Raw genomic sequence first — 15,888 nt, forward strand, 5'->3', positions numbered from 1 at the left:
ATTATTCTGAAGATGTAGAGGTAAATTCTTTTATAGCTGTATTTGGTTCCATAATTGCATATCCTTTCCAGAATTCTGGGTCATATTTGGGCATATACATTGGTGATATGGCATTGTTTTCGGTAAAAGCATCAAAAGTAGCCTGACTAATACTTTCCGATTCAAAAATGATAACTTCATTTTTTACTACGTTATTGAAAACAAAGTCCATATCGCCAGATAGTTCGTTCTGCTTGTTTTTACCTTTTACTATTTTGTTCTTTTCAATAATTTTTAGTGGTCTTCTAACCCCAACTCGTTCACCTAGTTCAGATTCTAAATACCGTAGGCCATAAAAACCATTAGAGCCTTTATTGTAAATTATTTTTCCTTTTGATAGATACTTGTTAGCCGAAATTCCTAGTAAATTGAATTTATTAATGGGCTTCACATTTATATAATCTATTTCAAGTATGGCAAAATCATCTGCATTTATATACAATGAGCCTTCGAAATTGGCAGAACCACTAGGTTGAAATGAAATTACATATACGGCATCATTTCCTAAATAGGTAAATTCTTGTAACGTGAAATCGTATTTTCTAGATTTTGATATAAAGTTTAAATCTGAATCTTCTTGTGTAGGTAGTGTGCTTAAAATACCGGCTAAATTATTCCTTTTCCATTTACCGTAATTTTTTTGTTCCTCTTCTTTGTTTTTCTTTTTTTCTTCAAGCTCTTTGTTTAGTGATACAACATCTGTAGAGTCAACATCTTCTTCAAATAGTTGATTTACTTCATCAGTATCTATTTTGAATGATAAAAGTCCAGATTTAATTTTAAAATAAGACCCTGGTTTTACATTCTCTTTGAGAATTTCATTAAATTTTTTCTCTAACTTTTCGTAATCTATCTCAGTTTCTTTGTCGAATAGTTTTGATGCTTTTAATAAATCCAACTTCTGTACTTCGGTGTCGTAATTACCATAAAGGTCACCTACTATTTCAGAATAATAGCTATCATTTTTCGGCACACTCGATATTACACTGTCTATGAATTTCTGGTTTAAAACATCAATTGTAGATTTCTTGACCTTAAAATTGCTTTGTGTCCAACGATTAAAACTAGACTCTCTATGAAAAAGTCTTTTTTTAGTGAGATCATTGCTATAATTTTTTCCCATGTTTTCCTCTACCAAATCAATTATTTCATCAGCTGTATAATTCTTGTTTGAGACAATAACCTCTTTAAGTTCAATAGCTTTTGGTTTAAGTAAAATTCTATTGTTGTTGAATTCTGAAATTGGTTTTGCAAGGGTTTCATAACCCATCGAGGAAATAATTAAGGAGTCAGTTTCTGAAATAGTTTCGTTTAATATAAAATTGAAGTTACCTTCTTCATTGGTAATTACCCCTTTTTCTTTTAATTGAACAGTAGCGTAGGGTATGGGTTGTTGGCTTACGCTATCTATTACAAATGCACTTAAACTCTGTGAATGTATATTAAATGTGCTAGCGATTAAAACGATATAAAGTGATACGAGTAGTCTTTTTGAATTCATAGGTTCGATTATTGCAACGCAATCTAGACGAACCAATGATAGTAACGTTACAGTTTTAGAAACCGTTAGGAATGTTTTAGAATTTATTTAACTAAATATTAAATTTTATTCAACGTACAATGAAGAATAAATCAAACTTAATGGCAGCCACAATCATCTTGCCCACATGCTTTTGAGCTAGACTTTTTACCTGACCAAATTGATTTTGGCAGAAAAAATTTGGAAACTATATAACCTACAGAAATTGCTAGTGTTATGTAAACTAATATGTGTTGTAAAGTGTCCATTTTATTTTAATAATTGATAAGCTATTAAAGCAACAAGATACGCAAAAAGACTCATGAAAACTAGTTGTCCTGCTGGCCATTTCCAAGAATTTGTCTCTCTTTTTACGACAGCTAAAGTACTCATACATTGCATGGCAAAAGCATAGAATAAAAGTAGGGAAATACCAGAAGCCAAATTAAAAAGCGGTTTTTTAGTTATCGGGTTAACTTCTGCAGCCATTCTATTTTTAATAGTTTCTTCCTCATCATTGCCTACGCTGTAAATTGTTGCAAGGGTGCCTACAAAGACTTCCCTTGCAGCAAAAGAAGTAAGTACTGCAATGCCTATTTTCCAATCATAGCCCAATGGTCTGACAATGGGTTCTATTGCTTTTCCCATGTAGCCCATGTAAGAATGTTCTAGTTTATAGCTTGCAATCTCTTGGCTTATGGCGCGCTCTTCAAGTTCTTTCTGTTGCAGTGCTGTATACTCGGCATCTAAACCAGTATTTAAATCATCTTGGTTGTTTTCAAAATATATTTCACTACTAGTGCTAAAACCTTGTTGTTTAACCCTATTAGCTACAATTGTTTCTGCATTTTTGAATTCATCAGAAAATCCGTTGGAACCTAGAAACCATAGAATAATTGAAATGGCAAGAATGATTTTACCCGCTCCAAAAACAAAGCTTTTAGTTTTTTCAAGAACTGTATACCCAACATTTTTAAGCAATGGTAATTTGTAATTGGGCATTTCAACTACAAAAAATGATTTACTCTTAATTTTTAATATCTTATTTAAGATAAGTGCCGAAAAAATGGAAGCCCCAAAACCTAATAGGTACAAAAGCATAAGAGTCAGGGCTTTGTAGCTTAAGCCCAGTAGGCTGCCTTCAGGAATGACCAATGCGATAATAATCAAATAAACAGGTAGTCTAGCAGAGCATGTTGTAAAAGGGACAACCAATATGGTAATAAGCCTTTCTTTCCAGTTTTCTATTGTTCTCGTAGCCATTACCGCGGGTATTGCACAGGCAGTACCTGAAATTAAGGGCACAACACTTTTACCGCTTAAACCAAAAGGACGCATTATTCTATCCATTAAAAAAACCACCCTACTCATATAGCCTGTCTCTTCAAGTAATGCTATAAAGAGGAATAGGAAAGCTATCTGTGGAATGAATATTACGATGCCACCAATGCCGGCTAAAATACCTTCAGCGATAAGGTTGGTAAACACGCCTGGCGGTAGCGTATCTTTTACCCATTCTGTGGCAGAAGCAAAAAAGCCATCAATCAAATCCATTGGGTATTCGCTCCATCCATAAATAGCTTGGAAAATAGTCAATAGAATTAATAAGAATATGGCGTATCCAAATACTTTATGGGTCAACACTTTGTCTAAAGTTGCCCTAAAACCTTTGGCAGCATTAACATCGACCTTATAAGTTTCTTTTAAAATTCCATTAATAAACTGGTATCTTAAAATGGTCTCTTTTTGTTGAAGCCGCTTTAGTTCAGATTTCGATTTGGTCGCAAAAGAGGAGGCGTCTTTAAATAACTTCTTTTCTAAAGGCATGAAATTGACATCTTGTGTGATGACCAACCAAAGTTTGTAGACATCTTCTTTAGGAAATGTCTCTCGAAGTTTATCAAAATATTCTGGGGCAATTACAGAAGTATCTACATTTTGTGCCTTTGAAAGATTTTTGTAATCTGAAATTAATTCTCTAAGCTTGTCAATACCTGTTTCTTTTCGGGTACTTACCAAAGCAATTTTGCAGTTCAGTTTCTTTTCTAATAAATCAATGTCTATCGTAATCCCTTTTCGAGACATACGGTCGGCCATATTAATTACTAAGATGGCAGGTATTTTTAAATCTTTTATTTGGGTGAAAAGTAGAAGGTTTCTCTTTAAATTCTCTACATCGGAAACGACAACGGCAACGTCTGGGTGGTCTTTATCATTTTTATTTAAGAGAAGTTCTACGGCGACACTTTCATCTAATGAGGTGGTATTTAAACTATAGGTACCGGGTAAATCTAATATGTGCGCTTTTACACCTCTAGGTAATTTGCAAATACCTTCTTTTTTCTCAACAGTAATACCAGGATAATTACCGACTTTTTGGTTGAGACCGGTTAATTGATTAAAAACCGATGTTTTACCTGTGTTAGGATTCCCTATTAGGGCTACATTGATTTGTTTGCTCATACGATCGCATTGTCTTCAATGATTTCAAGAGCTATATGAAGTGCCATTTCTCTTCTAATGGCAATATGAGATCCATTAACATTAATATAAATAGGATCCTTTAATGGTGCTACTTGTACCAGTTCTACTACATTACCAGGCAAACAACCAAGTTCAAGTAATTTTATAGGCAAAAAATCTTCAGTGAATTCTTTAATAATTCCCTTTTGGCCTCTCCTTAAATCTGCAACGGTAGTTTCCAATCTTTATTTAGATTCATTATAAGTAAGGCAAAAGTAAAGGAAATATTTTAATTAGGGATTAATATCCTCTTAAAATAAACGGACTTTCTATGCCTTATACTCAGTAGTATTCGATTTATTCTTGATAGGACGCTCTAAGAATTTCAAGGTCGATCAAAAGTTGTTTTATATCTTCTTTATTGGTGCCGTCGTAAAAGCCACGTATTCGCTTTTGTTTATCTACAAGGATGAAATTTTCGGTATGTATCATATCGAAAGGTCCGCCATCACCATCGGTCTTAACGGCCAAATAGGATTTACGCGCAAGGTCATAAATTTGTTTTTTATCACCAGTAAGCAAATTCCATTTACTATCATCAACACCTTTTTCAACAGCATATTTTTTCAACTGAGCTACCGAATCTATTTCTGGGGTTACAGAATGAGATAAAAGTAGCACGTCATCGTCACCAATAATTTCTTTTTGTATATCTGCCATGTTTTTGGTCATTATAGGGCAGATGGTAGGACAAGTGGTGAAAAAGAAATCGGCGATATAAATTTTATCCTTGTAGTCTTCTTGAGTAATAATTTTTCCGTTTTGATTAGTCAACGAAAAATCTCCAATAGTATGGTACTTTCTAATATGTTGAATTTCTTCAGAAACTAATTCTGAATTTACCATGGCTGGTGAATATACAGGAAGTAATTTTTTAGGTACCAGGGCATTGTAAAAAAGGTACACGATAACTCCTGAAATTAATAGGAGTACCAAACCAAAAAACTTGAATTTAGCGAAGAAAGACCGCATATTTATTTTTTGTAAAGGTACGTTAGGGCACAATAGCTTTCAAGTGAATTGGCGTCTATACCTGATAAATTATTCTTAAAATATCTCGACCTTTGCCTGTTTCTTTTTTTAAGCGGTTGTAAAAATGTACTTTTGTCCGATTTTAATTTTCAGGAAAAAAGAATGAGCCCCATAATTATAAAGACGATACAATTTTTTTTAAGCCTTTCTATACTAATAGTTTTACACGAGTTAGGTCATTTTATACCCGCAAAATATTTTAAAACAAGAGTAGAAAAATTCTACTTGTTCTTTGATGTGAAATTTGCGCTTTTCAAGAAAAAAATAGGAGAGACGGAATACGGTATTGGTTGGCTGCCTTTAGGCGGATATGTGAAAATATCTGGTATGATCGATGAAAGCATGGATAAAGAGGCCATGGCCGAAGAACCGAAGGAGTGGGAGTTTCGAAGTAAGCCGGCTTGGCAACGTTTAATTATTATGTTAGGTGGTGTTACTGTTAATTTCGTACTGGCCGTTATAATTTTTATCGGTTTAGCTTTTACTTACGGTGAGCAGTATATTTCAAATGATGGTTTAAAAGATGGTGTCTGGGTAACAGATACAAACTTAGGAGATGCGTTAGGTATTAAAACAGGAGACCGATTTGTTACGATTGATGGTAAAGAAGTAGAGAACTTACAGACGATACCTTACGAATTGGTGTACGGTGAAAAATTCACCATTGAAAGAGACGGCAATAAAATTGAAAAGAAAGTTCCTGTAGATTTTATTGAAACGATATCGGCTAACAAAGAAAATGCCAGGTTTATAAGTCAAAGAAGTCCTTTTATTATAAATAGTGTTCCAAAAAATTCCCCAAATTCAACAACGGGCTTTGAAAAGGGAGATGCATTAATTGAGATTGAAGGTACTGCTGTTGAATATTTAGATCAAGTGTCCCCTTACTTGGAAGAAAATAAGGGAAAAACCGTAAATCTGGTTGTAAAACGTAATGGAACCAATGTTCCGTTACAAGCAAAAATATCAGATGAAGGTAAATTGGGTGTGTCTCTTGGTTTCGATACTATGGAGGAATATGCAGAGAAAGGTTATTTTAAAGTTAAAACTTTAAACTATACCTTTTTAGAGTCTATACCAGCAGGATGGAACAAAGGCGTTAAAACACTTACAGACTACATCAAAGGGATGAAGAAAATATTCAACCCAGATACTGGTGCCTATAAAGAGGTTGGTGGTTTCGCTGCAATAGGGGGTATGTTTCCAGATACATGGAACTGGCCTGCATTTTGGGCTACAACAGCTTTTATTTCTATTATCCTAGCGTTTATGAACATTTTGCCTATTCCTGCTTTAGATGGTGGTCATGTAATGTTCTTACTATATGAAATGGTCACTGGTAGAAAGCCAAGCGATAAGTTTTTAGAGTACGCTCAAATCACAGGATTCTTTATTTTAATAGCACTTTTATTGTTCGCAAATGGTAACGATTTATATAAATGGTTATTTAAATAAAAAAACAGCATTTATTTATTTGGCGAGTTTCAAAAAACTACTATATTTGCACCCGCTTTAGGAAACTAAAACGGGTTATTTTCCTCCTTAGCTCAGTTGGTTAGAGCATCTGACTGTTAATCAGAGGGTCCTTGGTTCGAGCCCAAGAGGGGGAGCAAAAAACGAAATCCAATCTATTTATTTAGGTTGGATTTTTTGTTTTTAGTCAATACTGACGGTGCTTTGCGATAGTTTTAGGCTAAATCAGCTCTTTCCAATAAAAAGTCAACTTGTCAACTTAAAACTTGAAATTAGGTACCCCATTCAAAATCTCAGGTACCCCACTTTCCGAATTGCATGCCAATTGTTTAACATAAAAACCAATTGGTTATGAATCAAAGAAATTTATCGGTCCTGTTCTTGTTAAAAAAAGAAAAAACCAACAAGCAAGGAACCTGCCCCATTTATTGTAGAATCACTTACTTGAAAAGAAGGAAACAATTCTCAACTGGAGAGTTTATTGCCCCATTCGAATGGAATGCTAAGAAGCAGCTAGCCAGTTCAAGAACCGTTGCAAATCAACAAATCAATCTGCAGTTAGAGATTATTACAGTAAATATTAAGAAGGCATACCTATAATTGTAGCTAGTGGATGATACATTTGGAGTTGAGAAAACCCTTGCAAAGTACCAAGGCAAAACGGAAAAGAAGAATGAGTATGTAATATCCTATTTTGATAAGTTTTTACCTAAGCAATCAAAGCTAGTAGGAAAAGATATCAAATTGTCTACTTGGAAGAAGTCAGAATACGTTTGTACTGACGTGGCAGCATTTATTAAGTCGAAGTATAAGAAAAATGATTACTCTTTAAACAAGTTAGATCAATCATTTTTAGATGATTTTGAATACTATCTTAAAACTGTCAAGAATCAGAAACAGATTACGATAAACAAGGCTATACAACGATTCAGGAAGCCTATTAAGGTAGCTCTAGCGGAAGGTTATTTGGAGAAGACCCATTTATACAACACAAACCAGGAAGAGTATTAAAAGAGATTATTTTCCTTTCTACCGAAGAATTGGTAAAGTTGGAAAATCATTGTTTCGCTCAACCTAGGCTACAATTAGTGAAGGACCTTTTTATCTTTTGCTGTTATACGGGATTAGCATATCATGAAATGGCAAACCTAAGAAGGGAACATATCATAAAGGGCTTTGATGGTAAATCAATAGAGATTATAACGGGTCTTGGATATGGAGATTGTGGAGATGATTTTACTGTTGGCGAGGAGTACATTGTTTATGCCTATGACGTGCGTTGGTCCGAAAAGAATGATGGTTATTATGAAACTAGTATATGTTAATCGAATGGCTTGATAGTTGAGAATGAGGCTTCCTTTGAAATCTTAGAATTACTGAGGTCTGGAAAGACTATAGATGAAATTAAAAGAATGGATTTTAATAATTAAAAAAACAAAAAAGAACTATATTTTAAGGATTTTGTTTTTTATAATTATCACGAAAATTAGACGGTGTTGTTTTTGTTCTCATTTTAAAAACCTTCGAAAAATAGGCATAATCCTCATACCCTAAGCTATCGGAAATTTCCGCTAACGAATCTTCTGAGTGTACCAAAAGACGCTTTGCCTCTAAGATAGTCCGCCCATTAATTATTTCAGATAGTGTCTTGCCTATGGTATTGGTGGTAATTCTGTTCAAATGTTTCGATGAGATATTAAGCTCTTTGGCATAAAATGCAACGGATTTCTTTTTTCTGTAATACTTTTGAATTAACTCTTCAAACTTTCTTAAGTAACTCAAATAAACTGTTGAACCTATAACTCTATATGATTCAAAGCTGGTATAGAGACGGGTCAAATCGATATATATAAGATTAATAAGACTAGACAACTTTTGCTCCTTATACATTGCATCTTTATAATATTCATCATTTATTTCCTTAAAAAGCCCTTTGATCGATTTAAAATCATCACATTTCAACTGAAGGTTTGGTGGGTTTTCATCTGAATAGTAAAAAGGGAATTGGGTTAACTTGGCATTTGAAAATCCGAACTCAAAAAAATCCCTAGTATGAAAAAAGATGAATCCTTCGGGGTCACTATCAAATCTCCATAGATGTGTTTGACCAGGTTTTAAAAAAAAGACACAGCCAGGTTGAATATCAAAATTGTTAAAATCGATTTCATGTATCCCGGTGCCTTTGGTGAAGAATACACATAGAAAAAAATCATGTCTATGGGCACTATGTACTATTTCTTTATTTTTCGTTAAATGGTCGCTCAATTCATTACTATATACATCATTAGAATGTATTACTCTATCGAACTGCTCAATATTCAAGATGGGTATCAAAAGTAAAATTTTTATTATAATGTCCTAAAAGTACAATTATTGGGGAATATCCTGTAAACATGTAAATACTTTACAATCCTACCTTTGCTTTTTATCATGAACATGGTAGTGAGAATATTTTATGCATGAGTTGACTTAAAAAAGTAGCTATGGAATTTCTGAAAGGCACAAAGGTTTACGGTATTTTTTCGGGCACTTGTCCTGTTTGTCAAAATGAAAGTATGTACATGGAAAGTAACACATATAAACTTCGCAGTACTTTGAAAATGAAAGAAAGATGTAGTGATTGTAACACCAAATATAAAATTGAACCTTCATTTTTCTACGGGGCAATGTATGTAAGTTATCCTGTTGGACTGGCTTTCGCCACAGCGGCGTTTGTATTGGGATATCTTGTATTTGATTTGGGTTTGATAACAACATATTGCATTATAGTCGCTGTAATGGTTATGGCGCTACCTATTATTCTAAGAATTTCTAGAAATATCTGGATTAACATTTTCTTGTCTTATGAAAAGCGGGAAAAAAAGACCGGATAATCTTACTTCAAACTATACCCACTCTGCTTTAAAACCTTTTTTTAGATTTACAATAACTTTCAAACTATACTAAATTTATTATGAAACATTTTATTATTTTACTGACCTTTTTACTTGTTGCAATTTCCGTACAGGCTCAAAATCTTGGAGAAGCTTTCGAGGAAAAAACCCTTCACAGTACCATTTTAAAAATGGATCGCCAATATTCCATCTATTTACCTGCCGGTTATAATTCTTCTGATAGAAGCTACCCTGTACTTTATTTACTGCACCCTGCCGGACCTCGTAACACAATTCCGGACCAAAGATCTTGGTTCTATTACGGTGGTTTAAAAAAATATTTGGATAGTTCCATTGCAAATGGAGATATGGAACCTATGATAGTGGTGACCCCAGATGCGAATTACGGGTCAAAAAGAATTAGTTATTTCAATGATCCTGAAGGCGATTTTAGCTTTGAGGATTTCTTTTTCAAGGAATTGATACCACATATCGAAGAAAATTACCGTTGCCGTACCGAGAAAGATAGTAGGGCCATTGCTGGAGCTTCATTAGGAGGAGCCGCCGTTTTACAATATGCTCTGCATCAACCGGATAAATTCTCGGTAGTATGTGCATTAAGTGGGGCAGTGAGAAAATATGATAAGCAATATTTAAAAGGAAAGTTTCCAAATGTCAGCGAAAAAGTATTGATCGATTGGTATAAACCTTATGATGTGTACTCATATTTTGAAAACTTGTCCACAGAAAAAGTGAATGAGGCAAAATGGTATATAAGTTGTGGGGACGATGATTATTTGTCGCCTAACAACGTTATGTTACACACTTTACTAAAAAATAAGGGTGTAGAGCACGAATTCAGAATACAGAACGGAGCACATGACTGGTCGTATTGGCGAAATGTAATGCCTGAGTTCATGACATTTATTTCAGATTCTTTTCGAAAATAGTTTAGCTAAGCTGCAAGTTCGTCAATGATTAGAAATATTAAGAGCCTGATTAAGTTTCCATAAATTGTTTTTCTCTGCCTCTTTTTGCGCATTATTTCGTTAGAATTTCATCAAGTAGCCCAGCTATTATTTTCAATTTTGCCTCGTTCTGCATCAAAATAGGCTATACAAAAATTCAATCATACAAATTTAAACAGGCTCTAAATTCAAATTCTATAGGAAGATCTTATATCAGAAAATAATTATTTTTTACCACTATTATTAGTTTTGATGACGTTACTCACATTAAGTCAATCAAAAGATGAAGAGGAAATAAGAAGGCTGGAAAAATATTGGTCGGAATAGCTGGACATAGTCAATTCAACTTCATTGTTAAAAATTTGGTCTCCAAATAATGTCGTAACATTACCAATGGAAAAAATGTACCTGCAAAAGAAATTATTGTACTGATCAATAGTGGACATCGATTTCCCGTAGTGGAACGAATTATTGAAACTATCACGCTAAACGAAAACATTTCCATAGTTGTGGGAAGGAAGTTGCAGCAACCTGCAAATCTGCCCATTGATAAAAAGGATTGGATACCTAAGAAATTTACAAATGTTTGGCTATTGGCTGCAAAACAATCTTCAACGTTTGATGCGGGATAAATAAAAGTATTACTATTCAAAACTTTTTTGTAAGGTTACAGTTCAAAACAATAATATCAAATTCAGGGGTATTTAGATTAAAGTAGATTGTGTTATATTAATTCATTTTTAGTTAATTCCAAATCTCTATTTCTATTGGAAAATAATACAGGATATGTGAGAAATAGATGATCAATATTTTAATTTTATTTAATGGTCTTAGCTAATCGAAGGTTAATGAGACCCTCTGGAAAGACGGGTCGATTCCCAAAAAACGTTCGTTTTTCGAGACCATCCTTGCCCATGAATTTGTTATCCTAGAAAGTTCTTTTGGGCAACAAAAGGCTGTCGATAATGTCTTTTGCCCGTTGCTTGATACAAAGCATTCGCCAATGCAGCAAAAATTGGTGGGAAGGTAGGTTCGCCCAATCCTGTTGGGTCGATGTTGTTTTCAACAAAATGAACGTCGATTTCCTTCGGTGCCTCGCTCATTCGAATCATACGGTAACTATCGAAATTTGTCTTTTCAGGTGCACCTGCTTTAAAAGTCAGTTCTCCGAAAAGGGCGTTGCCGATTCCGTCTACGATGCCACCTTCGGCCATGTTTTTTGCGCCATCAGGGTTGACCACAATGCCACAATCCAAAACACAAGTAACTTTTTGAACTACAGGTCTGTCACCTTCTAGGGTCACATCCAACACTTGGGCGGCATAGGAGTTATGGCAGAAATACGCTGCTACGCCACGGTGTGCATTGTCAGCTGAAGCATCCCAATTCGACTTTTCCTTTAGCAATTGCAGTACGCCGGCATAGCGCGTAGCATCATAATCGTTCTTTTCTCCAACTGGGTTGTTTTTTGCGCGTTCCAAAAGTTCCAATCGAAAATCGATGGGGTCTTTGCCTAGGGTTTCGGCTAACTCATCTAAAAACGACTGTTCGGCACTAGCCATAAAATTTGAGCGTGGCGCCCTAAAAGAGCCAATCGTAATGTTGGTGTTTATCGTCCAACTTTCGGCTAGGTAGTTGTCCACCGCACCGGCAGGAAAACGGTCCTCATACAAGGGACTTTCAGGAATTCCCCCTGCGTTTATATGAATCGCAGTTAGGTTGTTTTTGGAATCCAAAGCAGCTTTATAGGTGACTTGATAGCTTGGGCGATAGATACCGCCGGTCATATCATCCTCACGGGTATAAACCAACTTCACCGGAGCCTTCATCTTTTGGGAAATCAACGCAGCTTCCACAGACCAATTCGCATACGACCGTCGGCCATATCCGCCGCCGAGTCGCGTCATTTCAATATCAATTTGTTCTACAGGAATGCCCAAACGCTTGGCCAAAGTCTGTTCCGTCAGTTCCGCTTTTTGCAATGGGCCGGACAGTTGCGCACTGTCCTCTTTTACATCAGCGAAAAAGTTCATAGGTTCCATACAATTATGGGCCAAAAATGGTGCGGAATAGGTGCGTTCAATCACCTTTGCCGCGTTTCGAAATGCTGCTTCCGGATTACCATCTCTACGAGCCACTTTTGCCTTTGCAGAAGCCATTTCAGTCATTTTTTTTCGATGGATTTCGGTACTTTCCAGGCCCGCAGGAATGGTCAGGGTTTGCTGTGGTCCACTATACGGCTGTCTTTCTTCGGAATAGGTTTCAAAAGTTTCCCATTCAACAGTCAAGGTCTTTTTGGCCTGCATGACTTCCCAAGTAGAATTTCCCACTAGCGCTACTACTTCAAGAAAGGCGCAGGTGTCAAAATGCTGTCGTGTAAAATTATCGTTCAATACTTTGATGGGAAAAACATCTTGAATGCCGGGCATTGCTTTGGCCGTAGTCGCATCCATAGACTTAAACTGCAATCCAAAAGCAGGAGGATGTACAATCATCGCGGTCAACATACCTTCTTTGTAGGTATCGATTCCGAACAAGGGTTTTCCAGTAACGATTTTTTGTCCGTCTACATTTTTCTGTGAGGTCCCGATGATATTGAAATCACTGATTTCCTTCAACACCACTTCTTCGGGAACAGGAATTCCTGAGGCAGCCGAAGCCATTTCACCATAAGAGGCAGAATTGTTGCTTGACCCATGTTGTAACCTACCCGCGGCGGTAGTGATTTCAGCAACTGGAACTTCCCAAGCTTGGGCAGCGGCTTCTTTAAGCATCTGTCGTGCAGATGCCCCCGCCATTCGAAGACTTTCCCAACCTTGTCGAATCGCCTGACTGCCACCGATAAATTGACGTCGATATAGTTCCGTATTCAATGGGGCTTGTTCGACGATAACATCTTTCCAATCGATATCCAATTCATCCGCTACGATCATCGGCATGGACGTTTTTACACCTTGTCCCCCTTCAGGATTGGGAGACATGATGGTAACCAATCCGTTGTCTCCAATTTTTAAATAGCCGTTGAGCTCAAACCATTCTTTGGGCAAAGTGGATACTTCTTCGGGAGTCATTTTACACGATGCCAACCAATTAAAACTTAGCAGGAGTCCACCACCCGCCAAAGCCGATGTTTTGATAAATGAGCGTCTTCCGATTTTGGTTTTTGCTGCTGCCATGGAATAGATGCTGTTTTGAAGTTTAACCAACCACTTGCTTTTCCTTTACAAAGGGCTGCTCATAGTGTCGTTGTCCTGTAGCTTTATATAATGCATTGGCAACCGCCCCAAAAATGGGAGGGAATGGCGGTTCGCCCATACCCGTAGGTTCAATTTCGTTTTGCACAAAATGCACATCGATTTCTTTAGGCGCTTCACTGGAACGAATCATGCGGTAGGTATGAAAGTTGTTCTTTGTAGGCACGCCTTCCTCAAAAGTCAGTTCACCAAAAAGGGCGTTTCCTATACCATCTGTAATCGCTCCCTCCGCCATGTTTTTGGCAGCATCGGGGTTGACCACAATACCACAATCAATGGCACAACATACTTTTTCTACCACGGGCTTCCCGTCTTCCATAGTGACATCTAAAATATGGGCAGCATAGGAGTTGTGACAGAAATAGGCCGAAACCCCTCTGTTGACACTCGAATCGTTTTCTGTCCAGCCTGATTTCTCCCGAACCAGTTCAAGAACTCCCGCGTAGCGGTCAGCATCATAATCGTTCTGTTCCCCTACAGGATTATCCTTGGCACGTTTGAGCAAGTCCAACCGAAATTGAATCGGGTCGTTGCCTAGGGTCTCCGCAATCTCATCCAAAAACGCTTGTTCGGCACCCGCCATAAAATTTGAGCGTGGCGCCCGGAATGCCCCTATAGTGATATTCGAATCGATCGACCACTCTTCGGCCATATAATTGTCCAAGGCCCCTGCCGGAAAACGATTCGCAAACAAAGGACTCTCAGGTATTCCGCCCGCCTTTACATGCAATGCCGTCAACTTATTATCGGCATCAAAAGCGGCACGATAGGTCGCTTGATAGGTAGGACGGTAAATGCCGTTGGTCATATCGTCCTCACGAGTATAGACCAATTTTATGGGCGCATTCACTTTTTGTGAAATTAATGCCGCCTCCAACACATAGTGTCCATAGGCTTTACGGCCAAATCCACCTCCCATTCGGGGAATGTCCATCTCAATATTTTCTTCGGGAATTCCCAGGCTACTGCTAATCGCGGGTACCACCGAGGAAGGAATTTGCATGGGTCCTGCAAGCTTCACCTTGTCTCCCTGTACATGGGCAAAAGCGTTCAAGGGTTCCATGGTATTGTGCGCTAAAAAGGGCGCGGAATAGCTTCGTTTCAAGACTTTTGCAGCCTCCTTGAATGCTTTTTCTGGATTACCGTCTTTACGTGTTATTTTACCCGGTTTTGCAGCTAGCTTGGCCATTTGTGCTTTGTGGCTCGTCGTAGATTCCAATTCTGCCGGGATATATACGGTTTGTTCGCCTCTGAATCCCTTTACGATTTCTGTAGATGCTTCAATGGGCTTCCAGTCAATTTTTAATTGCTTCTTGGCTTGTAGGACCTCCCAAGTAGAGTTACCCACGATGGCCACCAACTCGGGAAAAGCATTGGTATCAAAACCAGCTTTTTGAAAGTCTTCTTTATAACTTTTAATCGTTACCACATCTTTGATGCCCGGCATGGCTTTCGCGGCCTCTCCATCTACCGAATCTAAAGTCATACCAAAGGCCGGAGGATGTACAATCATGGCAATCAACATGCCTTCTTTATGGTAGTCCATTCCGAACATGGGCTTGCCCGTCACAATGTCTTTTGCATCTACATTTTTGCGGGACGTACCAATGATTTTAAAATCCTTGACCTCCTTCAAATTCACTTCTTCGGGGACTTCCAATGTTGCCGCCAATGCTGCCATTTCACCATAACCCACTGATTTTTCGGAAGCCGTATGCTGCAATACACCGGACTCCGTAGTAATTTCTTCTAGAGGCACGTTCCAAGTTTGTGCCGCTGCTTCTCGAAGCATATGCCTGGCCGTTGCCCCAGCTGTTCGCAGGGATTCCCATCGTCTGCGAATTCCTTGGCTACCACCTGTAAATTGGAATCCAAATTTTTCTTTGTGATAAGGAGCTTGGTCAACCAGAACGCTTTGCCAATCCACATCCAACTCCTCTGCCACCAGCATGGGCATAGAAGTTCTGATGTTCTGACCGAATTCAGGGTTGGGGGTATACACCGTTACCAAACCGTTATCACCAATCTTTAAGTAACTATTGATTTCAAACCACTCCTTTGGCATTTGCATAACCTCTGCGACCGTCTTGTCTTTACAAGAGGCCAACAGATTAAAGCCAAGTATCATTCCACCACTGGCAAGACTCGTGTTCTTGATAAAGGCACGTCTTCCGAATTTTGTTTTTATAGCTGTCATTGGATTTCTC

The 15,888-nt window shown here is 37.4% G+C and carries 14 protein-coding genes and 1 tRNA gene; 8 read left to right on the plus strand and 7 right to left on the minus strand.

Features of this window, described 5'->3' with window-relative positions; all coding sequences use genetic code 11:
• Position 1: 1 nt before the first annotated feature.
• From AACZ41_RS03605 to AACZ41_RS03620, 4 genes are all read right to left on the minus strand, one after another.
• Positions 2-1,540, minus strand: a complete 1,539-nt coding sequence (locus AACZ41_RS03605; RefSeq protein ID WP_339626607.1) for a carboxypeptidase-like regulatory domain-containing protein — start codon at positions 1,538-1,540, stop codon at positions 2-4.
• A gap of 288 nt (positions 1,541-1,828) precedes the next feature.
• Positions 1,829-4,021, minus strand: coding sequence for a ferrous iron transport protein B (feoB, locus tag AACZ41_RS03610; protein WP_339626609.1), 2,193 nt, complete (start codon positions 4,019-4,021; stop codon positions 1,829-1,831).
• Entirely contained in the window at positions 4,018-4,263 is a 246-nt protein-coding gene (locus AACZ41_RS03615; protein ID WP_339626611.1) for a FeoA family protein, read from the minus strand. Before AACZ41_RS03615 ends, feoB begins: the two co-directional genes overlap by 4 nt.
• Positions 4,264-4,378: 115 nt before the next feature.
• Entirely contained in the window at positions 4,379-5,053 is a 675-nt protein-coding gene (locus AACZ41_RS03620) for an SCO family protein (RefSeq protein ID WP_339626613.1), read from the minus strand.
• A gap of 162 nt (positions 5,054-5,215) precedes the next feature.
• Between AACZ41_RS03620 and rseP the strand changes: the two genes are divergently transcribed.
• The 5 genes from rseP (at position 5,216) to AACZ41_RS03645 (ending at position 7,911) form a co-directional block, all read left to right on the plus strand.
• Complete coding sequence (gene rseP / locus AACZ41_RS03625) at positions 5,216-6,568, plus strand: RIP metalloprotease RseP (protein ID WP_339626615.1); 1,353 nt, start codon at positions 5,216-5,218, stop codon at positions 6,566-6,568.
• 81 nt (positions 6,569-6,649) lie between these two features.
• A tRNA-Asn gene (locus AACZ41_RS03630) sits at positions 6,650-6,723 on the plus strand.
• Between the two features lie 214 nt (positions 6,724-6,937).
• A complete protein-coding gene (locus AACZ41_RS03635) occupies positions 6,938-7,186 on the plus strand; it encodes an Arm DNA-binding domain-containing protein (RefSeq protein WP_339626617.1) in 249 nt (82 codons plus the stop codon).
• 9 nt (positions 7,187-7,195) lie between these two features.
• Positions 7,196-7,597, plus strand: coding sequence for a phage integrase SAM-like domain-containing protein (locus AACZ41_RS03640; protein WP_339626620.1), 402 nt, complete (start codon positions 7,196-7,198; stop codon positions 7,595-7,597).
• Positions 7,598-7,725: 128 nt separating this feature from the next.
• Positions 7,726-7,911: a hypothetical protein gene (locus AACZ41_RS03645; protein WP_339626622.1), complete on the plus strand. Its 186-nt coding sequence runs from the start codon at positions 7,726-7,728 to the stop codon at positions 7,909-7,911.
• 127 nt (positions 7,912-8,038) lie between these two features.
• On the opposite strand, the gene AACZ41_RS03650 is transcribed toward AACZ41_RS03645, so the two are convergent.
• Entirely contained in the window at positions 8,039-8,920 is an 882-nt protein-coding gene (locus AACZ41_RS03650; RefSeq protein ID WP_339626624.1) for an AraC family transcriptional regulator, read from the minus strand.
• Positions 8,921-9,069: 149 nt separating this feature from the next.
• On the opposite strand from AACZ41_RS03650, the gene AACZ41_RS03655 reads away from it, so the two are divergent.
• The 3 genes from AACZ41_RS03655 to AACZ41_RS03665 all read left to right on the plus strand — a co-directional run bounded on the left by AACZ41_RS03655 (position 9,070) and on the right by AACZ41_RS03665 (position 11,059).
• Entirely contained in the window at positions 9,070-9,459 is a 390-nt protein-coding gene (locus AACZ41_RS03655; RefSeq protein WP_339626626.1) for a DUF983 domain-containing protein, read from the plus strand.
• 80 nt (positions 9,460-9,539) lie between these two features.
• A complete protein-coding gene (locus AACZ41_RS03660; protein ID WP_339626628.1) occupies positions 9,540-10,409 on the plus strand; it encodes an alpha/beta hydrolase-fold protein in 870 nt (289 codons plus the stop codon).
• A gap of 476 nt (positions 10,410-10,885) precedes the next feature.
• On the plus strand, positions 10,886-11,059 hold the full coding sequence (locus AACZ41_RS03665) for a hypothetical protein (protein WP_339626631.1): 174 nt from the start codon (positions 10,886-10,888) through the stop codon (positions 11,057-11,059).
• Positions 11,060-11,350: 291 nt separating this feature from the next.
• Here the strand turns inward: AACZ41_RS03665 and AACZ41_RS03670 are convergent, their stop codons facing one another.
• Both AACZ41_RS03670 and AACZ41_RS03675 read right to left on the minus strand, forming a co-directional pair.
• Entirely contained in the window at positions 11,351-13,603 is a 2,253-nt protein-coding gene (locus tag AACZ41_RS03670) for a molybdopterin cofactor-binding domain-containing protein (RefSeq protein ID WP_339626634.1), read from the minus strand.
• 22 nt (positions 13,604-13,625) lie between these two features.
• Positions 13,626-15,878, minus strand: a complete 2,253-nt coding sequence (locus AACZ41_RS03675; protein ID WP_339626955.1) for a molybdopterin cofactor-binding domain-containing protein — start codon at positions 15,876-15,878, stop codon at positions 13,626-13,628.
• Between the last annotated feature and the right edge of the window lie 10 nt (positions 15,879-15,888).

This window comes from uncultured Maribacter sp. (assembly GCF_963974015.1).
Classification (GTDB): Bacteria; Bacteroidota; Bacteroidia; order Flavobacteriales; family Flavobacteriaceae; genus Maribacter.